This is a genomic window from Leclercia sp. GLN_9 (assembly GCF_043105735.1).
GTDB lineage: Bacteria > Pseudomonadota > Gammaproteobacteria > Enterobacterales > Enterobacteriaceae > Enterobacter > Enterobacter adecarboxylatus.
In genome coordinates this window covers 26,366-51,190 of sequence record NZ_JBICLV010000006.1, presented here as the reverse complement: position 1 = coordinate 51,190, position 24,825 = coordinate 26,366, and the positions used below count along the sequence as shown (strand labels likewise).

The following is a 24,825-nucleotide window of genomic DNA, read 5'->3' as shown; positions in this document are numbered from 1 at the left end:
GGGAAAGGGGGCAGACAGTTAGAACAGCTCGTGTGTCTCGCCGTTATCAATCAACGTTGTACCCACCTCATGCACCACCTGATGCGTTGGCTGTGTGCCTTCGATGAAGTACTCCTCCCGACTATTACCGCCATTCGCCAACTGACCGCTGCTGCGATCGATATTGACCGTCACTATGCCTGGTGGTGGGGTTAATGGCTGCTCCGGTACGCCGTCCAACAGCATCTTCATAAAGGCATCCCAGGCAGGCTGAGCACTTTTGGCCCCGCCTTCGTAACCGGAAATCTGATCTTTGATCGCCCCGGACGCCGTAGTACGGCCTAAATCACGGCGGTGATCGTCAAAGCCGATCCACACCGAGGTCACCGCACCCGGGCCATACCCCGAGAACCACGCATCTTTCGAGCTGTTGGTCGTCCCGGTCTTACCGCCGATATCCTTGCGCTGCAAATCGCGACCGGCACGCCAGCCCGTCCCCTGCCAGCCCGGCTCACCAAAGATGTTGCTGTTCAACGCGCTTTTGATCAGGAAGGCCAGCGGCGTGTTAATCACATGCGGGGCATACTCCTGAGCACCGGTCTGCGCAACCAGCGCCTGGTTAGCCTGCTCGAGCTGTGGCTTTGGTACCACCGCATTTTGCTGCGCCTGAGAAATGGCGACATCTTCCATGTCCTGATTGTTCAGGGCGTCTGATTTTGGCGTATCGCCATAAATCACCGGAATATCACACTCTGCGCAGGCGATTTTCGGTTTTGCTTCGAACAGTACACCGCCCTGATCGTTCTCGATTTTGCTGATGAAGAATGGATCGACCAGGAAGCCACCGTTCGCCATCACCGCATAACCGCGCGCAACCTGCATCGGGGTAAAGGAGGCAGAACCCAGCGCCAGCGACTCGGTATGCACGATATTCTGTGCCGGGAAGCCGAAGCGTTGCAGATACTCTGCCGCATAATCGACGCCCATGGCGCGCATGGCGCGAACCATCACCACGTTCTTCGACTGCCCCAGCCCCTGACGCAGACGAATCGGCCCGGCGTATTCTGCCGGTGAATTCTTAGGTCGCCAGTCAGAACCTGCACCGGCATCCCAGCGGGAGATCGGCACGTCATTAAGGATGCTGGCGAGGGTCAAACCTTTGTCCATTGCCGCGGTGTAGAGGAACGGCTTGATATTGGACCCGACCTGGCGCAGCGCCATGGTGGCACGGTTAAATTTGCTCTGGTTGAAATCGAAGCCGCCAACCAGCGCCAGCACCGCGCCGTTATGTGGATCGATGGAGACCAGCGCAGAGTTAACGTCCGGGATCTGCCCCAGCCACCAGGCGTCGTTAACCTTACGGACCCAGATCTGCTGACCTACCTGTACTGCATCGGTCACTTTACGCGGGGTCGAACCCTGTTGCGTATCTGACCGATACGGACGAGCCCAGCGAATGCCATCCATGCGCAGCGATACGGAAGTGCCATCAGCGAGCATCGCGGTGGCTTCCTGCGGAGTGGCCTGGGTCACTACTGCCGCGACAAATGGCCCGTAGCCTGGCAGCGGTTTCAGGGTATCGGTGATTTTTTTGCTGTCCCAGGCAGACTCGCCCACTTTCCACAGCACGTTTGACGGGCCGCGGTAGCCGTGGCGCATGTCGTAATCAATCACGTTATTACGCACCGCCTGCTGCGCGCCCTGCTGGACGTTGCGGCTGATGGTGGTGTAGACGCGGTAGCCATCTTCATAAGCCTGCTCGCCGTAGCGGGAGACCATCTCCTGACGCACCATTTCGCTGAGATAAGGCGCGGAGAAGGCAATTTCCGGCGCATGGTAGTTGGCGTCAATCACCTCGTTGCGCGCCTGATCGTACTGAGTCTGGCTGATATAGCCTTCGCTCAGCATGCGCGACAACACCACGTTGCGGCGGGCGGTGGCGCGATTGAGTGAGTAGAGCGGGTTGAAGGTTGAAGGCGCCTTCGGCAAACCGGCGATGGTTGCCATTTCACTCAGGGTTAATTGCTCAATGGATTTGCCAAAATAGACCTGCGCCGCCGCGCCCACGCCATAGGCACGGTAGCCGAGATAGATCTTGTTGAGATAAAGCTCAAGGATCTCATCTTTATTCAGCATCTGCTCAATACGGATCGCCAGGAACACTTCCTTGACCTTACGTATCAGCGTTTTTTCAGGGCTAAGGAAGAAGTTACGTGCCAGCTGCTGGGTGATAGTACTCGCACCCTGAGAGGCATGGCCGGAGAACAACGCCACGCTTGCGGCACGGAAAATCCCCACCGGATCGACACCATGGTGCTCATAAAAGCGGCTGTCCTCGGTGGCAATAAAGGCTTTCACCATGACGGGGGGGATCTGATTCAGGGTCAGCGGGATACGGCGCTTCTCACCGTACTGGGCGATAAGTTCGCCATCCGTGCTGTAGACCTGCATTGGGATCTGGAGCCGGACATCACGAAGCGTAGCGACATCAGGCAGTTGCGGCTCAATATATTTGTACAAACCAAAAATCGAGCCTGCTCCAAGCAGAATGCAACAGACTGCAAGGATCAATAAATACTTTACGAACTTCACTGGAGATTTCCCATTTAGTTTGAACTGGGCAGTTTCTAAACAATCGCGCGGTAGTATAAAGGCAAGCCTGTAGCATTGATATAGCCGTTATCCCCCGGAACGATAAGGAGATCGTGAAACATGGCATTTAAAACATGGCATACAGGCGTTCATATTCAACAGGATAAGGTTCTGGCGGTCGCGCTGGTACGCGAAAAGTCAGGGTGGGGGTTGCGCCGCTGGTGGCAGCTCCCTCTGGCGGCAGGTATTATCCGCGACGGGCAAATTCTTCAGCCTGAACAGCTGGCTGCGGCACTGCGCGAGTGGCGCCAGTTGCTGCCTCATCAACATCAAATTTTTCTCGCCTTCCCGGCCGCCCGCACCTTACAGCGCACGCTTCCACGCCCTTCCATGACCCTGCGCGACAGCGAACAGACCGCCTGGATCGCCGCGGCGATGAGCCGTGAACTGGAGATGGCCCCCGATGCCCTGCGTTTTGACTATGCGGAAGATACCTTCAGTAACGCTTATCACGTCACGGCGGCACAGAATAAGGAGGTGGCGACGCTACTGGAACTGGCCCGGGAACTGCGTTTGCGGCTGGCCACCATCACGCCCGATGCGGGCGCGCTGGCTCACCTGCTGCCCTTTGTACAAGCCCCGGCCCAGTGCGTCGCCTGGCGCGATCGGGACCAGTGGCTATGGGCAATGCGCCACCAGTGGGGCAGGCGCGGGCTGGCGGAGGCCCCGGACGTCGAAAGGCTCGCCGCCCTGCTGGCACTCGGTGTTGACGAGATCGCCTGCTGTGGGGCAGGCAACTTTGACCCCTGGTGCGTGTTATCCCGACGCCAGCCGCCACTGCCTGAAAATGGGGCCGATTTCAGCGTCGCGCTGGCGCTGGCGACCGGAGAGCACGCATGATGAGGACGGCCAATCTTCTGCCGTGGCGCCAGCGGCAACAGCGTCGCTGCCTGCGCTTCTGGGGAGGGATGTTTACCGGCTCGCTGCTTGTGGCGCTAATGATCTACGCCACCAGCCGGGTCAGCGATGCGCTTGTGACACGCGCCAGCGCGCTGCGGCACGCCAGCGATGTGGCACTGCGTCAGGGACTGGAGCAGCGGCAAAAGCAGTGGACGGCTTTACAGGCCAAACACCAGCAACAGCAGCAGTGGATGCGCGACAAAGCCAGGACGGAAGCCTGGCAACCGGCATTGATCGCCTTATCCCACCTTCTGCCAGAGCAGGCATGGCTGGCGCAGCTGCGCTTTCAGCACTCGACCCTCTCCCTGACCGGCTACGCCGCCACGCTGCCTGCCCTGGCGGCGCTGGATCCGGCGCTACGCCAGATGCCTGGGTTTACCCCCGGTGCGCCAGGGGAGATGCGTCAGGATGCCCAGGGCCGCTGGCTGTTCAGCTGGACGCTGAAACGTAAGGAGAGTGCTGATGCGGATCCATCCTGACAGCTGGTATGCCATGACACCGCGCGGGCGCTGCCTGTGCTGGGGAATCAGCTCAGCGTTGCTGCTGATCTGCGTGACCGGTTTGCAGGGACGAATGCAGGATCGGCAGAGAGCAACGCAGCAGGCCGCGCAGGTGCGGCACGCAGAGGCTCATGCCCGGTTGTGGGTCGCTGTACGCAAGCTCTCACCCCCTGACGACACACACGCTCCCGTGGCGGCACAGCCGTTTTCGCCGCTGGCGTTTGATACTGATGAGCTGCGCATGGTTCGCTGGCAGCCGGTGGGCACAGGAGGTGAACTGGTGATTGAAGCGACGTGGGCGCAGATCCCCTCGCTGTTTGCCACTCTTGCCCGGCGCGACGTTGCGGTAGCGCGTTTTAGCATTCAGCCTGAGCACAACAAGTTACAGGTCGTCATGCAGCTGGAGCACCAGGATGCGGGTTAAGTGTGGCGTGCTGTTATTACTGCCGCTCCTGCTCGGCCTGCGCGATCCCTTTCAGCCCCCGGAATCACGCTGCCCGGATGCAACGCTGCAGCAGTGGCGCTATGTCGGGGTGGTGCTTGGCGCGGTGCCAGTGGCGATCGTCCGGGATGAAACGTCGCGGTGGCTGCGCCTTCGTCGCGGCGACACGCTGGCGCAGGGCAGTCGGGTGGCGGCATTGAATGAAAAGGAACTGGTCATCGATATGCCCGGGGCATGCGAACTGCCGCAGTGGCGATGGCAACGACAAGGAACGAAACAGGATGAAAACAGGGATCGTGGGATTACTGCTGATGGTCAGCCAGGCGCTGGCCGCGAAGCCAGCACCGGTGAGCCTGGTGGTGGATGAGGTACCGGTTGCCCAGCTTTTGCAGGCGCTGGCGGAGCAGGAGAACCGCAACATGATTATCTCCCCGGACGTCAGCGGGAAGGTCTCACTGCGCCTGCAGGAGGTTCCCTGGCTGCAGGCGATCCAGACGGTGGTCACCAGTGCCGGGCTGGTAATGCGCCAGCAGGCGGGCATTTTTTATATCCACACCGTCGACTGGCAGCAGAAACAGCAGGCCAAAAAGGAGGCCGAGCGAACAAAACAACAGCTCAGTGCGCCGCTGGAGTCGCGCAGTCTGCCTCTCTCTTACGCCGATGCGGGAGATATCCAGCAGGCTGCCGAAAAACTCCTTAGCCCGAAAGGCAGCCTGGCGGTAGACAAACGCACCAACCGCCTGCTGGTGCGCGATAACCGGGCCGCGCTGGAGGCGCTACAGCACTGGGTTGCGCAGATAGATCTCCCCGTGGCGCAGGTGGAGCTGGCCGCGCATATCGTCAGCATGAGTGAAAAAAGCCTGCGAGAGCTGGGAGTGAAGTGGAATCTGTCCCAGGGGGCGCAGCCTGGTAAGCCAGGACAGCTGACGATGCTCAGCAGCGATCTGGCCGTCAACAGCGCCACCACCCAGGTGGGGTTTATTATCGGGCGGATCAATGGCCAACTGCTGGATCTCGAACTCTCTGCGCTGGAGCAAAAACAGCAGGTCGATATTATCGCCAGCCCGCGCCTGCTCGCATCACACATGCAGCCCGCCAGCATTAAGCAGGGCAGCGAAATCCCCTATCAGGTCTCCAGCGGCGAGAGCGGCGCAACATCGGTTGAGTTTAAAGAGGCGGTGCTGGGCATGGAGGTGACGCCGGTAGTGTTGGCCAACGGACGGGTTCGCCTGAAGCTGCGCATCAGTGAAAACACCCCGGGCCAGGTTTTGCAGCAGGCCGATGGCGAAACGCTGGCGATAGATAAGCAGGAGATCGAAACTCAGGTCGAGGTCAATAGCGGTGAAACACTGGCTTTGGGCGGGATTTTTTCTCAGAGGCATAAAACCGGCAGCGAATCTGTGCCAGGCTTGAGCCGTATTCCTTTCCTGGGGCAACTGTTCAGCCATCAGGGAAAAGACAACGAACGCCGGGAGTTAGTGGTTTTTATCACGCCTCGTCTGGTTGCAGTGCCATAATGTCCCGAGATGCCCCGCGTGATTTTGCATTCAGTTTGTTGCAGATGTTTGACGTGGGGCATGAATTAGCATACAAGGAGTACCGATTTGAGAATCAGCATACACAATCTCACTCCTTAATAACTTAAGCGGCGGCAGGGTGATTTAATCTGTTGCCAAACAAGCAGGAGTATTGAGATAATTTTTAGTCTGACTCTCGCTCTATCGCATATGAGGTTTCAGTTCATGTCCTGCTACGCCAGATACCGGTGAAGCGGGTTTACCATTAACGAATAGTCTTAGTAGTACCGAAAAAATGGCAGAGAAACGCAATATCTTTCTGGTTGGGCCTATGGGTGCCGGCAAAAGCACTATTGGGCGCCAGTTAGCTCAACAACTCAATATGGAATTTTACGATTCTGATCAAGAGATTGAGAAACGAACCGGAGCTGATGTGGGCTGGGTCTTCGATGTAGAAGGCGAAGAGGGTTTCCGTGACCGTGAAGAAAAAGTCATTAATGAACTTACGGAAAAACAGGGCATTGTGCTGGCTACTGGCGGCGGCTCTGTAAAATCTCGCGAAACTCGCAACCGTCTCTCCGCCCGCGGTGTCGTGGTCTATCTTGAAACGACCATCGAAAAACAACTGGCGCGTACGCAGCGTGATAAAAAACGCCCGTTGCTGCAGGTTGAGACGCCTCCACGCGAAGTTCTGGAAGCCCTGGCTGGTGAACGCAATCCGCTGTACGAAGAGATTGCTGACGTCACCATTCGCACCGACGACCAGAGCGCTAAAGTGGTCGCAAACCAGATTATTCATATGCTGGAAAGCAACTGATTCTGGCTTTATATACACTCGCCTGCGGGTAAAAGCATTTAAGGTGGATGTCGCGTTATGGAGAGGATTACAGTCACTCTCGGTGAACGGAGTTACCCTATCACTATCGCGGCTGGTTTGTTTAACGACCCAGCTTCCTTCTTACCACTGAAAGCGGGTGATCAGGCAATGCTGGTCACCAATGAGACGCTGGCTCCGCTTTATCTCGACAACGTACGTCAGCGCCTTGAACAGGCTGGCGTGAAGGTCGACAGTGTGATTCTGCCTGATGGCGAGCAGTATAAAAGCCTGACGGTACTGGATACCGTCTTTACCGCATTACTGCAAAAACCGCATGGTCGCGATACTACACTGCTGGCGTTAGGCGGCGGTGTTGTGGGCGATCTTACGGGATTTGCTGCGGCAAGCTATCAGCGCGGCGTCCGTTTTATTCAAATACCTACCACGCTGTTGTCGCAGGTCGACTCTTCTGTTGGCGGCAAAACGGCCGTTAACCATCCGCTTGGCAAAAACATGATTGGCGCGTTCTACCAGCCCGCTTCGGTGGTGGTGGATCTCGACTGTCTGCAAACCTTGCCTCAGCGTGAACTGGCGTCGGGCCTGGCGGAAGTGATCAAGTACGGCATTATTCTGGACGGTGCGTTCTTTAGCTGGCTGGAAGAGAACATGGATGCCTTACTGCGTCTGGATGGTCAGGCGATGGCGTACTGTATTCGCCGCTGCTGTGAGCTGAAAGCAGAAGTCGTGGCTGCAGACGAGCGCGAAACAGGCTTACGTGCTTTACTGAATCTGGGGCACACCTACGGTCATGCTATCGAAGCCGAAATGGGCTACGGTAACTGGCTGCATGGCGAGGCCGTTGCGGCGGGGATGGTGATGGCCGCTCGCACCTCGGAGCGTCTGGGTCAGTTCAGCAAGGCCGATACACAACGCATTATCACGCTGCTGGAGCGTGCCGGGTTACCGGTGACCGGGCCGCGTGAAATGTCGGCGCAGGCCTACCTGCCGCATATGATGCGCGATAAAAAAGTATTAGCAGGCGAGATGCGTCTGGTGCTCCCGCTTGCGATAGGTAAGAGTGAAGTGCGTGGCGGTGTGCCGCACGATGTGGTTCTTGGCGCTATTGCTGATTGTCAGTAGGCGTAACTATTAGAAAGGTCCGGCTGCGGTAAAACGTAGCCATTTTGCTTCAGGTGATGTGCAAAGTCGTAGGCATAAGCCTTTTAGTGGGGTGTTAAATGGATGAATTCAAACCAGAAGACGAGCTGAAACCCGATCCCAGCGATCGTCGTACTGGTCGTACTCGCCAATCTTCAGAACGTGATAACGAGCCGCAAATCAACTTTGATGAGGTCGATCTCGACAACGATGATCCTCGTCCTTCGCGTGGCCGTGCTGCCCGCGACGAGCGTGAAGAAGATTATGAGTCTGATGATGATTCAGTGGACGAAGCGCCCGTTGAGCGCCGTCCGCGTAAGCGCAAAGCTGCTCCGGCGAAGCCCGCTTCCCGCCAGTACATTATGATGGGGCTGGGTGTGCTGGTCCTGCTGCTGCTGATTATCGGCGTCGGCTCGGCACTTAAAGCCCCGTCAAGCAATCCAGCGGATCAGAGCGCCTCTACTGAGAAGAGTGTTGATCTGTCCGGCAATGCTGCCGATCAGGCCAATGGCACCCAGCCTGCGCCGGGTACCACTTCCGCTGAGCAGACTGCCGGGAACACCCAGCAGGATATCTCTCTGCCACCAGTAGCGTCCACACCAACCCAGGGTCAGGCACCGGCAACCCCGGAAGGCCAGCAGCGTGTTGAAGTGCAGGGCGATCTGAACAATGCGCTGACGCAGCCGCAGAACCAGCAGCAGGTTAACAATGTGGTGGTCAACTCCACGCTGCCGACCGAGCCTGCGACCGTGGCGCCAATCCGCGGTGCGACCGGGCAACATCAGACGGCGGCGACAGAATCTGCGCCACGTCAGACGAAGCCTGCTCAGCATCAGGAACGTAAACAAACGGTGATTGAGCCGAAGCGTGACGTGAAGCCGCAGCCAGTGGCGAAAGCGGAAGAGCCGAAAGCGACCACTCAGCCTAAGCGTAACGAAACCACGACCAGCGCACCGGCGAAAGCGCCTGCTGCGACAGCGGCGGCACCGAAGGCGACCGCAACGCCAGCGCCGACGGCGACAGCCTCGACGCCAGCGGCAGCAGCCCCTGCGGCCACGGCCAGCACCGGTAAAACGTCAGGAAATGTGACTTCACTGAAGTCTGCCTCCTCCAGCAATTACACGCTGCAGTTGAGCAGTTCTTCCAACTATGACAACCTGAACAGCTGGGCGAAAAAGTCGAACCTGAAAAACTTTGTCGTCTATGAGACTACCCGTAACGGTCAGCCGTGGTATGTGCTGGTGAGCGGTGTGTATGCTTCGAAAGATGAAGCAAAACGCGCGGTTGCCACACTGCCAGCCGATGTTCAGGCGAAAAACCCATGGGCGAAGCCGATCCGTCAGGTTCAGTCCGATTTGAAGTAATCTGTGAAGCGCAGGATGCTGTCGGAGCTTTCTCCACAGCCGGAGAAGGTGTAATCAGTTAGTCAGCATGAAAAAAAATCGCGCTTTTCTGAAATGGGCAGGGGGGAAATACCCCCTGCTCGATGATATTAAACAACGCCTGCCTGCGGGTGAGTGTCTTGTCGAACCCTTTGTGGGCGCTGGCTCGGTATTCCTCAATACCGACTACTCCCGTTATATCCTTGCGGATATCAACAGCGATCTTATCGACCTCTATAACATCGTAAAGCTGCGTACCGACGAGTACGTTGCTGAGGCGCGTAAGCTGTTTACCCCAGAGAACAACAACCCGGACGTTTACTATCTGTTTCGCACTGAATTTAATCAGTGCCAGGATAAGTTCCGTCGTGCAGTGCTGTTCCTCTACCTCAACCGCCATGGCTACAACGGCCTGTGCCGGTATAATCTGCGTGGTCAATTCAACGTGCCTTTTGGTCGCTACAAGCGCCCTTATTTTCCTGAGGCCGAGTTGTATCACTTTGCTGAAAAAGCGCAGAATGCGGAGTTCCATTGCCTCTCCTATGAAGAGTGTATGGACCGTGCTGACGTTAACTCGGTGGTTTACTGTGATCCCCCGTACGCCCCGCTGTCTGCCACCGCGAACTTTACCGCTTATCACACCAACAGCTTCAGCCCTGCCGAGCAGGCGCGTCTGGCAGAAATGGCGGAAAAGCTGGTCAGCAAAAGAATTCCGGTGTTAATTTCGAATCACGACACGCCTGATACGCGCGAATGGTACAAAACCGCAGAGCATTTTCAGGTCAAAGTCCGGCGCAGCATCAGCAGCAACGGCGGTACACGTAAAAAGGTGGACGAACTGCTGGCTCTCTATCTACCCTGAGCCGTTTCGCCCGCCGTTAAACAAAGTTCAAGGAGATGCGGATGAAACAGTATTTGATTGCACCCTCAATTCTTTCGGCTGATTTTGCCCGGCTGGGCGAAGATACCGCGAAAGCCCTGGCTGCCGGTGCGGATGTCGTTCATTTCGACGTTATGGATAACCACTACGTGCCTAACCTGACCATCGGCCCGATGGTACTGAAGGCACTGCGCAACTACGGCGTGACCGCCCCCATTGACGTGCATCTGATGGTGAAGCCGGTCGACCGCATCGTGCCGGATTTTGCCGCCGCGGGTGCCAGCATCATCACTTTCCACCCTGAAGCCTCTGAACACGTTGACCGCACCCTGCAGCTGATTAAAGAGCACGGCTGTAAGGCGGGCCTGGTGTTTAACCCAGCCACGCCGCTGAGCTACCTTGATTACGTCATGGATAAGCTGGACGTGATCCTGCTGATGTCCGTCAACCCGGGCTTTGGTGGTCAATCCTTCATTCCACAAACCCTGGATAAGCTGCGTGAAGTGCGTCGCCGCATCGACGAATCAGGCTTTGATATCCGTCTTGAAGTGGATGGCGGCGTGAAGGTAAGCAATATCGGCGACATCGCCGCGGCGGGCGCAGATATGTTCGTGGCCGGCTCGGCGATTTTCGACCAGCCGGACTACAAGAAAGTCATCGATGAAATGCGCAGTGAACTGGCGAAGGTAAGTCATGAATAAGTTGCAGGCAATTCGGGGCGTTGCATTTGACCTCGACGGCACGCTGGTGGACAGCGCGCCGGGCTTAACCGCGGCGGTTGACCAGGCGCTGTATGCGCTGGAACTGCCGATGGCGGGTGAAGACCGCGTGATAACGTGGATTGGTAACGGAGCAGACGTGCTGATGGAGCGCGCGCTGACCTGGGCGCGTCAGGAGCGTGCCATTCAGCGTGCGGCGCAGGGCAAACCTGGCGTCGATCACGCGGATATCCCGCAGGAAGAGCAAATTCGCCTCCTGCGTAAGCTGTTCAACCGTTTTTATGAAGAGACGGTAGAAGAGGGCAGCTTCCTGTTCCCGGATGTGGCGGGCACCCTGAGCGCGCTGCATGCTGAAGGTATGCCGCTGGCGCTGGTCACCAACAAACCGACGGCCTTTGTCGCGCCTTTGCTGGAAGCGCTGGGTATCGCCGACTACTTCTCGGTGGTTGTCGGTGGCGATGACGTGCAGAATAAAAAGCCGCATCCCGAGCCGCTGTTGCTGGTGGCAGGAAAATTATCCTTAACGCCGGATGCGCTGCTCTTTGTAGGGGATTCGCGCAATGATATTCTGGCGGCCAGGGCTGCAGGTTGCCCGTCCGTGGGCCTGACCTATGGCTACAACTACGGTGAATCCATTACGCTGAGTGAGCCGGATTTCGTCTTCGACCACTTCAAAGATTTACTGCCCGTTCTCGGGCTTTCGCACAGTGAAAATCAGGAATTGAAAAATGACTAAGCCCATCGTATTTAGTGGCGCACAGCCCTCAGGTGAACTGACCATTGGCAACTATATGGGTGCGCTGCGTCAGTGGGTGAACATGCAGGATGACTATCACTGTATCTACTGCATCGTTGACCAGCACGCCATTACCGTGCGCCAGGATCCGCAGCAGTTGCGTAAAGCGACGCTCGACACCCTTGCGCTGTATCTGGCCTGCGGTATCGATCCTGAGAAAAGCACCATCTTCGTTCAGTCTCACGTCCCGGAACACGCGCAGCTGGGCTGGGCGCTGAACTGCTATACCTATTTCGGCGAACTGAGCCGTATGACCCAGTTCAAGGATAAGTCTTCCCGTTACGCTGAAAACATCAACGCCGGTCTGTTTGACTATCCGGTCCTGATGGCGGCTGACATTCTGCTGTATCAGACCAACCAGGTTCCGGTGGGTGAAGACCAGAAGCAGCATCTGGAACTGAGCCGCGACGTGGCCCAGCGCTTCAACGCGATTTACGGCGATATCTTCAAGGTGCCAGAGCCGTTCATTCCGAAATCCGGTGCCCGCGTGATGTCCCTGCTGGAGCCGACCAAAAAGATGTCCAAGTCGGATGATAACCGCAACAACGTGATCGGCCTGCTGGAAGATCCGAAAGCGGTGGTGAAGAAGCTTAAGCGTGCGGTTACCGACTCTGACGAGCCACCTGTGGTGCGTTACGACGTGCAGAATAAAGCGGGCGTCTCTAACCTGCTGGATATCCTCTCTGCCGTCACTGGCCAGAGCATTCCCGAGCTGGAGCAGCACTTCGAAGGCAAAATGTACGGCCATCTGAAAGGCGAAGTGGCGGACGCGGTCTCCGGCATGTTGACCGAGCTGCAGGCGCGTTATCACCAGTTCCGCAATGACGAAGCCTTCCTGCAGAAAGTGATGAAAGAAGGAGCCGAGAAAGCCAGCGCGCGCGCCTCCGAAACGCTGAAAGCGGTGTATGAAGCGATTGGGTTTGTGGCGAAGCCATAAGTAAAAGCAAAACGGTAACCCTGTTACCGTTTCCAGGCTTTGTACGCTCTCTTAAGAGAGGAGCAGGACGAAGGCATCAGGCCGCACTGCTCTACCAATAAAAAAACCGGGATATTCCCGGTTTTTTTATGCCTGAAAAAAGCTTACTGATTTGCTGCCGGGCCGCAGCCGCCGATGATCTTGGAGATAGAGATCGCCGGGTGCAGCAAGTAGTCGTAGCTGCAGTTATTTTTGGTGTTTTGCACGTGGCCAGTGCACGCCGTCAGGGTAGTTAAGATGCCTGCAACCAGGGCAATCTTTGCCAGTTTGAACATAACGCTTCCTTGTCAATAACATGAGGGAATAGAGAGAAATAGGCTTTCTCGGAGAGCATGTTATCGACAGCAGTAAGAGAGGAGTAGTCCATAACAGGACTACTCATTTTGTGGAGATTATGTTCAGTCTGACTTAATGATTTGAGAACCAGTTGAGCTTGTCACGCAGCGCCACCACGCGGCCCACCACGATTAGCGCCGGGCTTTCAACCTGCTGCGCCAGCTCGCCCAGCTCGGTTAACACGCCACTCACCACACGCTGTTTGATCGACGTGCCGTTTTCCACCAGCGCAACCGGCATTGTCGCTTCCATGCCATGTTCGAGCAGCTTAGCCTGAATGGTCGCCGCCTGGTTCAGCCCCATATAGAACACCAGGGTCTGTTTCTCTGCCGCCAGGTTATACCAGTCCAGCTCGCTGCCGGTTTTCAGATGGCCGGTGACCAGGCGCACGCTCTGTGCGTAGTCACGGTGGGTCAGCGGGATACCTGAATAGGCAGAACAGCCAGAGGCAGCGGTAATGCCCGGCACCACCGAGAACGGAATGCCTGCCTCGCACAGGGTTTCCAGCTCCTCGCCGCCGCGCCCGAAGATAAACGGATCGCCGCCTTTCAGGCGCACCACGCGTTTACCCTTTTGCGCTTCACGCAGCAGGATCTGGTTAATCTCTTCCTGCGGTACGCAGTGATACCCGGCACGTTTGCCAACAAACACCCGATCCGCATCCCGGCGCACCAGGTTCATGATGTCGTCGGAGACCAGGCGGTCATAGACCACGATATCCGCCTGCTGGATCTGCTGCAGCCCTTTCAGGGTTAACAGGCCCGCATCGCCCGGACCCGCCCCCACCAGCACCACTTCGCCACGGTGATCGAGCGGCGCATTGATGAGCTGCTCGGTCGTCTCATCCACGGCTTTCTGATCCTGATTCGCCAGCGACTGCGCCAGGCGATCGTTCACAAAGAATTTCTCCCAGAAGCGGCGGCGCTCGCCGACGGTGGCGAACTGCTTTTTCACCCGGGCGCGCAGTTTCCCTGCGTAATGAGCCACCTGACCCAGATGCTGCGGCAGGATCGCTTCCAGCTTTTCGCGTAGCAGGCGCGCCAGCACTGGTGAAGTCCCACCGGAGGAGACGGCGACCATCAGCGGCGAGCGATCGATAATTGACGGCATGATAAAGCTCGCCTCTTTCGGCGCATCCACCACGTTGCAGAAGATTCGCCGCGCTTCACAGGCGTCACTGACGCGCTGGTTAACCGCATCGTCGTCAGTGGCGGCAATGGTCAGCCAGCAGGTATCGAGCAGCGATTCCCGAAACTCCCCTTCGACGAGGGTGAGCATCCCTTCCTGCGCCCACACGGTGAATTGCGGGGCGAAGGCGAGGGCATTGACGGTGAGTCGGGCACCGGCCTCTAACAGCAGGCGGGCTTTACGTTCAGCCACATCGCCACCACCTACAAGCAGGCAGTCGCGATGGCGTAATTGACAGAATATTGGCAGGTGATCCACGACATTACCTCTTCTTACGGGTTGGCTTTCGCCTGAACGGTTGCGATGGTAGCCGGAGTCGGACGCTCCGCTTTAGGGGTAGCATACCAGTAACCCCAACCCATAAATACAACCCCAGAAAGAGTATTGCCAAGGGTTACCCACAACAGGTTATGGCCGATACCTGACAGCGTATACGCTTCGCTGTGGTGACCGAACCAGGAGAGGGCAAACAGCGTCATGTTGGCTACGGAGTGCTCGTAGCCGGAAGCGATAAAGGCCAGCAGACACCACCAGATAGCGATAAATTTCGCGGCGCCTTCAGTGCGGATTGCCATCCAGATAGCAAGACACACCAGCCAGTTACAGAGCGCGCCCTTGAAGAACAGCACCATCGCCGGTGCGGAGGTTTTTGCCAGCGCGACGGTGTGAACAAGGCTGGTATCAACCGGCAGCAGGCTACCACCGCCCCAGCTGTAGAGCAGGGCGACAAACACGGAGCCGACCAGGTTGCCGAGCCAGGTTTGTGGCAGGATCGCCCACATCTGGCCCTGACTGATGGTGCCCGCTTTCACGCCCAGCGTCAGGAACATGGTGTGGCCGGTGAACAGTTCAGAGCCAGCGATGATGACCAGGGTCAGGGCGATACCAAAGGTGGCGCCCATCACCAGCGGACGAACAGAGGGATCGAGCAGATTGCCGAGGGTGAAAATTAAAATGATCCCCAACCCGACATAGGCCCCCGCCATGGCGGAGCTGATCCAAAATCCGAGGGGACTGTTTTTACTGAGGCGTGCAATACGCGCAGCATTAGCCGCACACTTATTGATAGTGTCTGTAAACATTTGATTATCCTGTACACTTCATCCTCTACGCTGCCTCGTTGTTGGCTGCCTTCACTCATCCCACTCACACAGTGAACTATGCGCCTGGGGATTCGTTCAGTTGCCGCCGCGATGCAGCGCACATGATTTCGTGTAAAAAGTTGAAAAAATCCCGAACGGGAGAACATTACAAAAGCGGGGGCATTGCGCCCCCGTGTTAATCAGCCTCGAAGCTGCACTTTGCCGTCTTTGACACGAACGTCATAGTGCTTCACGGAGTGGCTTTCATCTTCCATGCAGTGTCCGTCGCTCAGACGGAAACGCTGCTTTTTCAGCGGGCTGGCAACCCATAGCTCGCCCTGATGCTCAGCGATAATCCCACGGGACAGCACGCTGGCCTCAAAGAACGGGTCGATATTGCTGATGGCAAAGACCTGTTCGTCGTGGCGCGGACGGAAAATAGCAACCTGCTCATGACCTAACAGCGCACACACGCCGGTGGCAGGCAGGATCTCGTCGATTTTGCAGATGTTTACCCACTGGCTCATACGTTTTCCTCCACCAGCATGACCGGAATGCGTTCATAAGGTGTTGCCGGGCGATGCTGCTCGCGCTCTGGCACCACCTGTACGCCTGGGTCGCGCTGTGTGCTGTTGATAAAGTGTTTGAAGCGAACCTGCGCCGCCGGGGTGTTGACGGTTTCAGTCCATTCGCAAATCACGGCGTCACGCAGGCGTGCCATCTCTTCTTCCAGCGTCGCGTTCAGGCCGAGTTTGTCGTCGATAATGACTGACTTCAGGTAGTCGATGCCGCCTTCCAGGTTATCCAGCCACGGTGCGGTACGGGTCAGTTTGTCTGCGGTACGGATGTAGAACATCATGAAGCGATCGAGATACTTGATCAGCGTTTCACGGTCGATATCCGCCGCCAGCAGATCCGCATGACGCGGTTTCATCCCGCCGTTACCGCAGACGTACAGATTCCAGCCCTTCTCAGTGGCGATGATACCCACATCTTTACCCTGCGCTTCGGCACATTCACGGGTACAGCCAGAGACGCCGTACTTCATTTTGTGCGGGGTGCGAATGCCTTTGTAGCGGTTTTCCAGCTCAACGCCGAAGCCGACGCTGTCGCCCACACCGTAGCGGCACCAGGTGCTGCCGACGCAGGTTTTCGCCATACGCAGCGCTTTGGCATAGGCATGACCGGTTTCGAAGCCTGCTTCAATCAGCTGACGCCAGATTTCCGGCAGGTCGTCTTTCTGCGCACCGAACAGACCGATACGCTGGGAACCGGTGATTTTGGTGTACAGGTTAAATTCGCGGGCGATACGGCCCACTGCCACCAGGCCTTCCGGGGTGATTTCCCCGCCGGCAGAACGTGGGATCACCGAGTAAGTACCGTCTTTCTGGATGTTGGCCAGGAAGTTATCGTTGGTGTCCTGCAGCGGAGTGTGTTGCGGCTTGAGCACGTACTCATTCCAGCAGGAGGCCAGCAGAGAACCGACGGTCGGTTTACACACTTCACAGCCGTAACCCTGGCCGTGTTTCTGCAGCAGCTCGTCGAAGGATTTGATGCCTTCCACGCGGATCAGGTGATACAGCTCCTGGCGAGAGTAAGCGAAGTGCTCGCACAGGTTGTTGTTCACTTCAATGCCCTGTTTCGCCAGCTCGGCGTTGAGCACCTGAGTAACCAGTGGGATACAACCGCCGCAGCCGGTACCTGCTTTGGTTTCGGCCTTCAGCGCCGCCACGGTGTGGCAACCCTTGTTAATGGCAGAAATCAGCATGCCTTTGGTGACATCGAAGCAGGAGCAAATCTGCGCGCTGTCTGGCAGTTTATCGACACCAATCGAAGGCTTACCGCTGGCCGCGTGGGCTGGCAGAATCAGGGCGTCCGGGTTCTCCGGCAGTTCGATGGCGTTCAGTACCAGTTGAAGCAGATTACCGAAGTCGCTGGTATCACCCACCAGCACCGCACCGAGCAGGGTCTTGTTGTCCGGGCTTACGATAAGGCGCTTATAAACTTCTTTGCTTTCGTCGAGGTAAACGTAGCTGCGTGAGTTTGGCGTGCGACCGTGTGCATCACCAATGCCGCCCACGTCAACGCCCAGCAGTTTCAGCTTGGCGCTCATGTCTGCGCCGGTGAAGGCGTTTTCATTACCGAGGATATGGTCGGCAGTGACCTGCGCCATTTTGTAGCCAGGGGCAACCAGACCGTAAACGTGATTTTCCCAGCTGGCGCACTCCCCGATGGCATAGATATCGGGATCGGAGGTCTGGCAGGTGGAGTTGATCATGATGCCGCCGCGCTGGGCAACGGCCAGGCCACACTGGGTAGCCAGTTTGTCGCGCGGGCGGATACCGGTAGAGAAGACGATGAAGTCGACTTCCAGGTCGCTGCCGTCGGCAAAGCGCATGGTTTTACGCGCTTCGGTGCCTTCCTGGACGATCTCTTTGGTATTTTTGCTGGTGTGAACTTTCACACCCATGCTCTCAATTTTGCGTTTGAGCTGCTCGCCACCCATGTGGTCAAGCTGCTCAGCCATCAGCATCGGGGCAAATTCGATGACGTGGGTTTCAACGCCTAAGTTTTTAAGCGCGCCCGCGGCCTCGAGGCCGAGCAGACCGCCGCCGACCACCGCGCCGCGTTTGCTGCGACGGGCGCAGGATTCAATGGCATTGAGATCTTCAATGGTACGATAGACGAAGCAATCCTGAGTTTCTGACCCTTTGATCGGTGGGATCCACGGGTAAGAGCCTGTCGCCATGATCAGTTTGTCGTAAAAAACCGTGCGTCCCGCACTGGAATGAATCACTTTTTCCTGACGGTTGATGGTAATAGCGCGTTCGCCCACCAGCACCTTCACGCCATGTTTCTCGTAAAAACCTTCACGCACCAGAGAAAGCTCTTCAGCGGTGTGGTGAGAGAAATAGGAGGAGAGGTGCACGCGGTCGTACGCCTTACGGGGTTCTTCACAGAACACGGTAATATCGAACCGGTCAGCATCGGCTTTATCAAGAAGATCCTCAATAAAGCGGTGACCGACCATGCCGTTACCGATAATCGCGAGTCTGACTTTGCTCATTTTTGCCTCGATTTCTTTTCTATTACTGCCTACCTTAACGATTCAGCAAAGCCACTTATTGATGCAAATCAAATACGCCTTAAACTACTCCTTAGTGGGTAGATGACTGATTTGTCAGGATTTTTCTAAGTAACGGAAATCGCAGGCTTTTCGTCTTAGCCGATTTTGTGTACAAATTAGGGGGCTAATCTTATTAATCCGCTACTCCTAAATTTCAGCCCCCTTTTTCGGGAGAATACGATGTCTACAGCACCGCTTTGGCTGATCCAGAACGTCCGGTTACCGGGTCGGGACGGATTATGGCAACTGGCTATTGAGAACGGTCGTTTTGGCGAAATCACCCCAACGGGCGAGGGGCAAAGCGAGAGCTATGAAGTGTTAAACGCGCGGGGTGGTCTGGCTCTTCCGCCTTTTATCGAGCCGCATATTCATCTTGATACCACCCAGACTGCGGGTGAACCGAACTGGAACCAGTCCGGCACGCTGTTTGAGGGCATCGAACGCTGGGCGGAGCGCAAGGCGCTGCTCAGCCATGAAGATGTCAAAGCCCGGGCGTGGAAGACCCTTAAGTGGCAGATCGCCAATGGTATCCAGTTTGTTCGTACGCATGTGGATGTCTCTGACCCGACCCTTACCGCCCTGAAGGCGATGCTGGAGGTGAAGCAGGAGGTAGCCCCCTGGGTTGAGCTGCAAATCGTCGCCTTCCCGCAGGAGGGGATCCTCTCTTACCCCAACGGTGCCGCCCTGCTGGAAGAGGCGTTGCAGTTGGGGGCCGACGTGGTGGGGGCCATCCCGCACTTTGAGTTCACCCGCGAGTATGGCGTGCAGTCGCTGCATATTGCGTTTGAACTGGCGAAGAAGTACGACCGGCCGCTGGATATTCACTGCGACGAGATTGACGACGAGCAGTCACGGTTTGTCGAAACGGTGGCGACGCTGGCGTATGAAGCCGGGATCGGCCCGCGTGTCACCGCCAGCCACACCACCGCGATGCACTCTTATAACGGGGCTTACACGTCACGGCTGTTTCGTCTGTTGAAGCTCTCCGGGATTAACTTTGTCGCCAATCCGCTGGTGAATATTCATTTGCAGGGCCGTTTTGACGACTATCCGAAGCGGCGCGGCATTACCCGGGTGAAGGAGTTGCTGGAGGCGGGAATTAACGTCTGCTTCGGTCATGACGATGTGTTTGATCCCTGGTATCCGCTGGGCACCGGCAATATGTTGCAGGTTCTGCATATGGGGCTGCATGTCTGTCAGATGATGGGTTATCCGCAAATCGACAGCGGACTTAATCTGATCACCCACAACAGCGCGCGTACTTTTGGTCTGGCCGATTACGGCATTGAACCGGGCAACCCGGCTAACCTGGTGATCCTGCCTGCGGAGACGGGTTTTGATGCGGTGCGGTGTCAGGTGCCGGTACGCTGGTCGATTCGTCAGGGAAGGGTGATTGCCACCACGCAGCTGGCACAGACGTGGATACAGACAGATCGCGGGGGAGAAGAGGTGTGCTTTACCCAAAACAGCCCCTCTGCAGGCAGCAGAGGGGCATGAGGCATCAGTGAGACGCTGCCGCAGTATTGTGCTGGCGGTGGCGGGTCACGAAGCCCAGCACCAGACACATCACGAACACCACAGCGTAGAGGCCGTTAGCGGTGTGTAACGCCGCCAGTGGGCCGCTGTGTGCCACAATCGGGCCGGTAACGACGAAGGTCAGCATGGTCCCGATGGTGCCGCAGGTAAGCACGAAGTTAACCAGTTTCGGCGAGGCGACTTTGGTTTGCAGTGAACCCAGAGTAATGATCGAGGTGTAGATGGCGCTGGAGAAGAAGCCGAGCGTCAGGATAAACCACGGCATCTGTTCCGGCGAACCGTTGATGAACAGGTACATCAGCACGGTGGCGGCACCGGCCAGCACGGTGAGGATCCGCTGCAGGTCGAAGAAGCGCAGAATAAAGCTGAAGGCCCACATACCGAACATGTAGGACATCCAGAAGTCACTCACCAGCTGACCGGCATCGTTCAGGCTCATTCCCAGGCCTTTGGCATACTCTGGCACCCAGGAGATAAAGCCCAGCTGGCCGAGGATGTAGCACAGAGCGGCAATGGAAAGGAACAGTACGCCGATACCCCACTTCTCTTTTACCACCGGCTCGCTGGTGGTCTGCGCTTTCTTGCCGAGAACCGGGAAATCGCAGCCGAAGGTCAGGACAAAAATCGCCACGTAGACCAGGCCGATGCAGGCGTAAACCCAGTACCACTCAATGCTGCGCGCCAGCAGAACGGCGGCCACCATCGGGAAGATCATCCCTGCCATGCTGAAGAAGGAGTCGGTAAACAGCAGACGCGCGCCGCGCTGGCGGCCTTCATACATGTGGGTAATGAGAAACGTCCCGATGGACATGGTGATCCCGCTGACCAGCCCAAGCACAAACATGGCGGCAGAGAACAGGGCGATGCTGTGGCTGAGCATCAGACCTGCAACGGCACCCAACATCAGTACAAAGCCGAAACGCAGCTGCGTTTTCAGGGGGACGATTTCCATCAGCCAGGCGTTCAGGAAGATGGAGATGAGGATCCCGGCGTTAAGAAAGGTGAAGGTGTTACTCATGCTGGAAACGGGCAGGTTGAAATACTCTGCGATATTTCCCATCACCATCCCGGTGACGATAACCAACGCACCGGTAAGGGCGTAGGAGAAGAAGCTGATCCATGTGAGCTTGATACGATTGCTGTTAGTCATGACTGGCCTGTGAATAGAAATGTAAAGCGCCCGAAAGGCGCTGCGAGCGGCCAGATTTTAAGCGCGAATGTGATCTAATTAAATCTTTTATGAGCAATTAAACAAAAATTGCAGTTTTTAGTGTGATTTGTATCACTTTAATACCTGCGTCAGTGGTTTCTTATCGGTTACATCTGTTTCAAATTCGTAAAATTAGGTAAAAGGCTGGCCTGTATTCATACTGCTCTTTAGAATCAAGCCATTCGCTTTCTTTACTGCGCTTTGTTAAGGAATTCTCATGCTCAAATCAACCCTGGCGGCTGTCGCGGCTGTACTCGCCCTTTCAGCCCTCTCTCCTGCTGCGCTGGCAGCCAAAGGAGACCCGCACGTTCTGTTGACCACCTCTGCCGGTAACATTGAGCTGGAACTGAACAGTCAGAAAGCCCCTGTTTCTGTGAAAAACTTCCTCGATTATGTGAACAGCGGTTTTTATAACGGCACCACTTTCCACCGTGTGATCCCGGGCTTTATGCTGCAGGGCGGTGGCTTCAATGAGCAGATGCAGCAGAAACAGCCGAACCCGCCTATCAAGAACGAAGCGGATAACGGCCTGCGCAACAGCCGCGGTACCATCTCAATGGCGCGTACCGCCGATAAAGACAGCGCGACCAGCCAGTTCTTCCTCAACGTGGCCGATAACGCCTTCCTCGACCACGGCCAGCGTGATTTTGGCTATGCGGTATTTGGTAAAGTTGTGAAAGGCATGGATGTGGCCGATAAAATTTCTCAGGTGCAGACTCACGATGTGGGTCCTTACCAGAATGTGCCGACAAAACCGGTAGTTATCCTCTCTGCGAAAGTCCTGCCGTAATCCCTGATGACGCGGGCAAGCAATGCCCGCGTTGCCTTTACCTTCCTGCGAAACCGTAGTTTGCTGCTTATACTTGTGGCACACGAGCGCAATCAGGGAGGTAACAGGTGAAAAAGCTCACTGACAAACAAAAATCCCGTCTCTGGGAACAACAGCGAAATATCAATTTCCAGGCCAGTCGCCGCCTTGAAGGGGTCGATAGTCCGTTGGTCACCCTCAGCGCAGATGAGGCGCAACGCCGTCTTGAGGAGTTAAGGGGGCTGCATGAGCGATAAATACGGTAACGATCGCGATCCTTATCTCTACCCTGAACTGAATGTGATGCGTAACCGGCTGGGCATTCGTCAGGCCGAGCGGCTCGCCCAGGCGGCATATGAATTTACCGCACTGCGCGCCGCGACCCTGAGCCTGGGGCCGCTGTTACGTGGGCTGCCGCACCTGTGCGCCATTCACCAGCATCTCTACCAGGATATTTTTGACTGGGCGGGCGATATCCGCGAAATGGATATTTATCAGGGTGATACCCGATTCTGCCACTTCGCCTATATCGAAAAAGAGGGCAATGCCCTGATGCAGGATCTGGAGGAGGAGGGGTATCTCGTCGGGCTGGAGAAAGCAGATTTTATTAACCGCCTCAGCCACTACTACTGCGAGATCAACGTCCTGCACCCGTTCCGCATCGGCAATGGTATTGTTCAGCGCATCTTCTTTGAGCAGCTGGCGATCCACGCGGGCTATCAACTCGACTGGCGCGGCATCGACCCGGAAGCGTGGGCGCAGGCCAACCAGAGCGGTGCGATGGGGGATTTGAGCGCGCTGAACACAATCTTCAGCAAAGTGGTAAGCGAAGCCCGGGAAACTGAGTAGAATAGGGCGGCCATTTTTTCGGGAGCCGCCATGATTCTGCTGATAGATAACTACGATTCTTTCACCTGGAACCTGTACCAGTATTTTTGCGAGCTGGGGGCGGAAGTGGTGGTCCGGCGCAACGACGTACTTTCTCTGGAAGATGTCGCGGCGCTGAACCCACAAAAGATCGTTATCTCTCCGGGGCCCTGCACGCCGGATGAGTCCGGGATCTCGCTGGCGGTGATTAAGCACTATGCCGGGAAAGTACCGATCCTCGGCGTCTGCCTCGGGCATCAGGCCATCGCCCAGGTTATGGGCGCAACCATTGTCCGTGCCGCGAAAGTGATGCACGGCAAAACCGCCCCGGTGACCCACAACGGCACGGGGGTGTTCTCTGGCCTGAATAATCCTCTGACCGTGACCCGCTATCACTCGCTGGTTATCGACCCGCCAACCTTGCCCGACTGCTTTGAGGTCACCGCCTGGAGCGAGACCCGGGAGATCATGGGTATCCGCCATCGCGAATGGGATCTGGAAGGGGTGCAGTTCCACCCGGAAAGCATTCTGAGCGAACAGGGCCATCAACTGCTGGCTAATTTCCTCCATCGTTGATTTTTAGTTGCCATAAAGTGATTTTTTAAGCATATTTCGTGATTATATTTTCACTTCTGCTTCTTGCTTAAAAAAGGGTGGGGTTACATGGCAACTGAACAATCTGCAATTACGCGCGCAACATTCGATGAAGTTATCCTGCCAATTTATGCACCGGCTGAGTTTATCCCGGTGAAGGGGAAAGGCAGCCGCGTCTGGGATCAGCAGGGTAAAGAGTACATTGATTTTGCGGGCGGAATTGCGGTGACAGCGTTAGGCCACTGTCACCCGGCGCTGGTCGAGGCGCTCAAAACTCAGGGTGAAACCCTGTGGCACACCAGCAACGTCTTTACCAACGAACCGGCGCTGCGTCTGGGGCGTAAAATTATCGGCGCCACCTTTGCCGAGCGCGTGCTGTTTATGAACTCCGGCACCGAAGCCAACGAAACGGCCTTTAAGCTGGCGCGCTACTACGCCTCCACCCGCCATAGCCCGTTTAAAACCAAAATCATCGCCTTCCATAACGCTTTCCATGGCCGGTCGCTCTTTACGGTGACCGTGGGCGGCCAGCCTAAATATTCCGACGGCTTTGGCCCGAAACCAGCCGACATCATTCACGTGCCGTTTAACGATCTGCATGCGGTGAAAGCGGTGATGGACGATCACACCTGTGCCGTGGTGGTCGAGCCGATTCAGGGTGAAGGCGGCGTGATGGCGGCTACCCCGGAGTTCCTGCAGGGGCTGCGCGAGTTGTGCGACCAGCACCAGGCGCTGCTGGTGTTTGATGAGGTGCAGAGCGGCATGGGCCGTACCGGGGATCTGTTTGCCTACATGCACTACGGCGTGACGCCAGACATCCTGACCAGCGCCAAAGCGCTCGGCGGTGGTTTCCCGGTCAGCGCGGTGCTCACCACCCAGGATATTGCCTCGGCGTTCCACGTCGGCTCTCACGGCTCCACCTACGGCGGCAACCCGCTGGCGTGTGCGGTGGCAGGGGCGGCGTTCGATATCATTAATACGCCGGAAGTGTTGAGCGGTGTGATGACGAAGCGCGAGCAGTTTGTGAAACACCTCCAGCAGATCGATGCCCGGTACGATGTGTTCAGCGATATTCGCGGCATGGGGCTGTTGATTGGCGCCGAGCTGAAGCCGCAATACAAAGGCCGGGCGCGCGATTTCCTCTACGCCGCCGCCAGTGAAGGGGCGATGGTGCTCAACGCCGGGCCGGACGTAATGCGCTTTGCGCCGTCGCTGTTGGTGGAAAGTCAGGATATCGATGAAGGGATGACCCGCTTTGCACAGGCGGTGAAGCGCGTGGTGCAGCCGTAAGGGCGCTGCGTTTATCCTTATCCTCTCCCGCACGGATAGGGCGCATATATAAAAAACGGTAACCTGGGG

At 56.7% G+C, this 24,825-nt stretch carries 25 protein-coding genes; 18 read left to right on the top strand and 7 right to left on the bottom strand.

The annotated features are described in order from the left end of the window. Nucleotides 1-18: 18 nt before the first annotated feature. On the bottom strand, nt 19-2,571 hold the full coding sequence (gene mrcA / locus ACF8PE_RS04035; protein WP_032614807.1) for a peptidoglycan glycosyltransferase/peptidoglycan DD-transpeptidase MrcA: 2,553 nt from the start codon (nt 2,569-2,571) through the stop codon (nt 19-21). Between the two features lie 120 nt (nt 2,572-2,691). Here mrcA and ACF8PE_RS04030 point away from each other — a divergent pair, with 120 nt between their 5' ends. The 12 genes from ACF8PE_RS04030 to trpS all read left to right on the top strand — a co-directional run bounded on the left by ACF8PE_RS04030 (nt 2,692) and on the right by trpS (nt 12,679). After that, on the top strand, nt 2,692-3,471 hold the full coding sequence (locus ACF8PE_RS04030) for a hypothetical protein (RefSeq protein WP_032614805.1): 780 nt from the start codon (nt 2,692-2,694) through the stop codon (nt 3,469-3,471). After that, entirely contained in the window at nt 3,468-4,010 is a 543-nt protein-coding gene (locus ACF8PE_RS04025) for a PilN domain-containing protein (protein WP_204231540.1), read from the top strand. The genes ACF8PE_RS04030 and ACF8PE_RS04025 overlap by 4 nt, the downstream gene beginning before the upstream one ends. Further along, nucleotides 3,994-4,455 (top strand): hypothetical protein, encoded by a 462-nt coding sequence (locus ACF8PE_RS04020; protein ID WP_392494619.1) that lies wholly within the window; start codon nt 3,994-3,996, stop codon nt 4,453-4,455. Before ACF8PE_RS04025 ends, ACF8PE_RS04020 begins: the two co-directional genes overlap by 17 nt. Next, the gene (locus ACF8PE_RS04015; protein WP_059307052.1) at nt 4,445-4,840 is read left to right on the top strand and encodes a HofP DNA utilization family protein; all 396 of its coding nucleotides are present in this window, start codon (nt 4,445-4,447) and stop codon (nt 4,838-4,840) included. The genes ACF8PE_RS04020 and ACF8PE_RS04015 overlap by 11 nt, the downstream gene beginning before the upstream one ends. Further along, entirely contained in the window at nt 4,755-5,990 is a 1,236-nt protein-coding gene (gene hofQ, locus ACF8PE_RS04010) for a DNA uptake porin HofQ (RefSeq protein WP_059307053.1), read from the top strand. The genes ACF8PE_RS04015 and hofQ overlap by 86 nt, the downstream gene beginning before the upstream one ends. A gap of 295 nt (nt 5,991-6,285) precedes the next feature. Continuing rightward, nucleotides 6,286-6,807 carry a shikimate kinase AroK gene (gene aroK / locus ACF8PE_RS04005; RefSeq protein ID WP_010436374.1) on the top strand — a complete coding sequence of 174 codons (522 nt, stop codon included), beginning with the start codon at nt 6,286-6,288 and terminating at the stop codon, nt 6,805-6,807. A gap of 57 nt (nt 6,808-6,864) precedes the next feature. Next, nucleotides 6,865-7,947, top strand: coding sequence for a 3-dehydroquinate synthase (gene aroB, locus ACF8PE_RS04000; protein ID WP_032614796.1), 1,083 nt, complete (start codon nt 6,865-6,867; stop codon nt 7,945-7,947). A gap of 98 nt (nt 7,948-8,045) precedes the next feature. After that, complete coding sequence (gene damX, locus ACF8PE_RS03995) at nt 8,046-9,329, top strand: cell division protein DamX (protein WP_392494618.1); 1,284 nt, start codon at nt 8,046-8,048, stop codon at nt 9,327-9,329. A 67-nt stretch (nt 9,330-9,396) separates the two neighbouring features. Further along, nucleotides 9,397-10,209, top strand: coding sequence for an adenine-specific DNA-methyltransferase (gene dam, locus ACF8PE_RS03990; RefSeq protein ID WP_032614792.1), 813 nt, complete (start codon nt 9,397-9,399; stop codon nt 10,207-10,209). Nucleotides 10,210-10,250: 41 nt separating this feature from the next. Next, entirely contained in the window at nt 10,251-10,928 is a 678-nt protein-coding gene (gene rpe, locus ACF8PE_RS03985) for a ribulose-phosphate 3-epimerase (RefSeq protein ID WP_032614789.1), read from the top strand. After that, nucleotides 10,921-11,682 (top strand): phosphoglycolate phosphatase, encoded by a 762-nt coding sequence (gph, locus tag ACF8PE_RS03980; protein ID WP_032614787.1) that lies wholly within the window; start codon nt 10,921-10,923, stop codon nt 11,680-11,682. Before rpe ends, gph begins: the two co-directional genes overlap by 8 nt. Next, nucleotides 11,675-12,679: a tryptophan--tRNA ligase gene (trpS, locus tag ACF8PE_RS03975; protein WP_032614786.1), complete on the top strand. Its 1,005-nt coding sequence runs from the start codon at nt 11,675-11,677 to the stop codon at nt 12,677-12,679. The genes gph and trpS overlap by 8 nt, the downstream gene beginning before the upstream one ends. 143 nt (nt 12,680-12,822) lie before the next feature. Here trpS and ACF8PE_RS03970 read toward each other — a convergent pair whose 3' ends face one another. From ACF8PE_RS03970 to nirB, 5 genes are all read right to left on the bottom strand, one after another. After that, nucleotides 12,823-12,993 carry a YhfL family protein gene (locus ACF8PE_RS03970; protein ID WP_032614785.1) on the bottom strand — a complete coding sequence of 57 codons (171 nt, stop codon included), beginning with the start codon at nt 12,991-12,993 and terminating at the stop codon, nt 12,823-12,825. Nucleotides 12,994-13,126: 133 nt separating this feature from the next. After that, on the bottom strand, nt 13,127-14,500 hold the full coding sequence (cysG, locus tag ACF8PE_RS03965) for a siroheme synthase CysG (protein ID WP_103793248.1): 1,374 nt from the start codon (nt 14,498-14,500) through the stop codon (nt 13,127-13,129). 14 nt (nt 14,501-14,514) lie between these two features. Next, on the bottom strand, nt 14,515-15,324 hold the full coding sequence (gene nirC / locus ACF8PE_RS03960; RefSeq protein WP_148570000.1) for a nitrite transporter NirC: 810 nt from the start codon (nt 15,322-15,324) through the stop codon (nt 14,515-14,517). Nucleotides 15,325-15,524: 200 nt separating this feature from the next. Further along, the gene (gene nirD / locus ACF8PE_RS03955; protein WP_039031530.1) at nt 15,525-15,851 is read right to left on the bottom strand and encodes a nitrite reductase small subunit NirD; all 327 of its coding nucleotides are present in this window, start codon (nt 15,849-15,851) and stop codon (nt 15,525-15,527) included. Then, nucleotides 15,848-18,391 (bottom strand): nitrite reductase large subunit NirB, encoded by a 2,544-nt coding sequence (nirB, locus tag ACF8PE_RS03950; protein WP_392494617.1) that lies wholly within the window; start codon nt 18,389-18,391, stop codon nt 15,848-15,850. The genes nirD and nirB overlap by 4 nt, the downstream gene beginning before the upstream one ends. Before the next feature lie 240 nt (nt 18,392-18,631). On the opposite strand from nirB, the gene ACF8PE_RS03945 reads away from it, so the two are divergent. After that, nucleotides 18,632-19,948 (top strand): cytosine deaminase, encoded by a 1,317-nt coding sequence (locus ACF8PE_RS03945; RefSeq protein WP_032614778.1) that lies wholly within the window; start codon nt 18,632-18,634, stop codon nt 19,946-19,948. 4 nt (nt 19,949-19,952) lie between these two features. Here ACF8PE_RS03945 and tsgA read toward each other — a convergent pair whose 3' ends face one another. Next, complete coding sequence (tsgA, locus tag ACF8PE_RS03940) at nt 19,953-21,137, bottom strand: MFS transporter TsgA (RefSeq protein WP_032614776.1); 1,185 nt, start codon at nt 21,135-21,137, stop codon at nt 19,953-19,955. 277 nt (nt 21,138-21,414) lie between these two features. Here tsgA and ppiA point away from each other — a divergent pair, with 277 nt between their 5' ends. From ppiA to ACF8PE_RS03915, 5 genes are all read left to right on the top strand, one after another. Then, a complete protein-coding gene (ppiA, locus tag ACF8PE_RS03935; protein WP_032614775.1) occupies nt 21,415-21,987 on the top strand; it encodes a peptidylprolyl isomerase A in 573 nt (190 codons plus the stop codon). 107 nt (nt 21,988-22,094) lie between these two features. Continuing rightward, nucleotides 22,095-22,262 carry a YhfG family protein gene (locus tag ACF8PE_RS03930; RefSeq protein ID WP_392494616.1) on the top strand — a complete coding sequence of 56 codons (168 nt, stop codon included), beginning with the start codon at nt 22,095-22,097 and terminating at the stop codon, nt 22,260-22,262. Next, nucleotides 22,252-22,854 carry a putative adenosine monophosphate-protein transferase Fic gene (locus ACF8PE_RS03925; RefSeq protein WP_059307058.1) on the top strand — a complete coding sequence of 201 codons (603 nt, stop codon included), beginning with the start codon at nt 22,252-22,254 and terminating at the stop codon, nt 22,852-22,854. Before ACF8PE_RS03930 ends, ACF8PE_RS03925 begins: the two co-directional genes overlap by 11 nt. 30 nt (nt 22,855-22,884) lie before the next feature. Further along, complete coding sequence (gene pabA, locus ACF8PE_RS03920; RefSeq protein WP_032614773.1) at nt 22,885-23,448, top strand: aminodeoxychorismate synthase component 2; 564 nt, start codon at nt 22,885-22,887, stop codon at nt 23,446-23,448. An 87-nt stretch (nt 23,449-23,535) separates the two neighbouring features. Continuing rightward, a complete protein-coding gene (locus ACF8PE_RS03915; RefSeq protein WP_032614771.1) occupies nt 23,536-24,756 on the top strand; it encodes an aspartate aminotransferase family protein in 1,221 nt (406 codons plus the stop codon). The last annotated feature ends 69 nt before the right edge of the window (nt 24,757-24,825 follow it).

What these genes read in the sequence shown, in the direction of transcription:
- ACF8PE_RS04030 (WP_032614805.1), top strand. Translation starts at nt 2,692, where the DNA reads ATGGCATTTAAAACATGGCATACAGGCGTTCATATTCAACAGGATAAG.
- ACF8PE_RS04025 (WP_204231540.1), top strand. Translation starts at nt 3,468, where the DNA reads ATGATGAGGACGGCCAATCTTCTGCCGTGGCGCCAGCGGCAACAGCGT.
- ACF8PE_RS04020 (WP_392494619.1), top strand. Translation starts at nt 3,994, where the DNA reads ATGCGGATCCATCCTGACAGCTGGTATGCCATGACACCGCGCGGGCGC.
- ACF8PE_RS04015 (WP_059307052.1), top strand. Translation starts at nt 4,445, where the DNA reads ATGCGGGTTAAGTGTGGCGTGCTGTTATTACTGCCGCTCCTGCTCGGC.
- hofQ (WP_059307053.1), top strand. Translation starts at nt 4,755, where the DNA reads ATGAAAACAGGGATCGTGGGATTACTGCTGATGGTCAGCCAGGCGCTG.
- aroK (WP_010436374.1), top strand. Translation starts at nt 6,286, where the DNA reads ATGGCAGAGAAACGCAATATCTTTCTGGTTGGGCCTATGGGTGCCGGC.
- aroB (WP_032614796.1), top strand. Translation starts at nt 6,865, where the DNA reads ATGGAGAGGATTACAGTCACTCTCGGTGAACGGAGTTACCCTATCACT.
- damX (WP_392494618.1), top strand. Translation starts at nt 8,046, where the DNA reads ATGGATGAATTCAAACCAGAAGACGAGCTGAAACCCGATCCCAGCGAT.
- dam (WP_032614792.1), top strand. Translation starts at nt 9,397, where the DNA reads ATGAAAAAAAATCGCGCTTTTCTGAAATGGGCAGGGGGGAAATACCCC.
- rpe (WP_032614789.1), top strand. Translation starts at nt 10,251, where the DNA reads ATGAAACAGTATTTGATTGCACCCTCAATTCTTTCGGCTGATTTTGCC.
- gph (WP_032614787.1), top strand. Translation starts at nt 10,921, where the DNA reads ATGAATAAGTTGCAGGCAATTCGGGGCGTTGCATTTGACCTCGACGGC.
- trpS (WP_032614786.1), top strand. Translation starts at nt 11,675, where the DNA reads ATGACTAAGCCCATCGTATTTAGTGGCGCACAGCCCTCAGGTGAACTG.
- ACF8PE_RS03970 (WP_032614785.1), bottom strand. Translation starts at nt 12,993, where the DNA reads ATGTTCAAACTGGCAAAGATTGCCCTGGTTGCAGGCATCTTAACTACC.
- nirC (WP_148570000.1), bottom strand. Translation starts at nt 15,324, where the DNA reads ATGTTTACAGACACTATCAATAAGTGTGCGGCTAATGCTGCGCGTATT.
- nirD (WP_039031530.1), bottom strand. Translation starts at nt 15,851, where the DNA reads ATGAGCCAGTGGGTAAACATCTGCAAAATCGACGAGATCCTGCCTGCC.
- nirB (WP_392494617.1), bottom strand. Translation starts at nt 18,391, where the DNA reads ATGAGCAAAGTCAGACTCGCGATTATCGGTAACGGCATGGTCGGTCAC.
- ACF8PE_RS03945 (WP_032614778.1), top strand. Translation starts at nt 18,632, where the DNA reads ATGTCTACAGCACCGCTTTGGCTGATCCAGAACGTCCGGTTACCGGGT.
- tsgA (WP_032614776.1), bottom strand. Translation starts at nt 21,137, where the DNA reads ATGACTAACAGCAATCGTATCAAGCTCACATGGATCAGCTTCTTCTCC.
- ppiA (WP_032614775.1), top strand. Translation starts at nt 21,415, where the DNA reads ATGCTCAAATCAACCCTGGCGGCTGTCGCGGCTGTACTCGCCCTTTCA.
- ACF8PE_RS03925 (WP_059307058.1), top strand. Translation starts at nt 22,252, where the DNA reads ATGAGCGATAAATACGGTAACGATCGCGATCCTTATCTCTACCCTGAA.
- pabA (WP_032614773.1), top strand. Translation starts at nt 22,885, where the DNA reads ATGATTCTGCTGATAGATAACTACGATTCTTTCACCTGGAACCTGTAC.
- ACF8PE_RS03915 (WP_032614771.1), top strand. Translation starts at nt 23,536, where the DNA reads ATGGCAACTGAACAATCTGCAATTACGCGCGCAACATTCGATGAAGTT.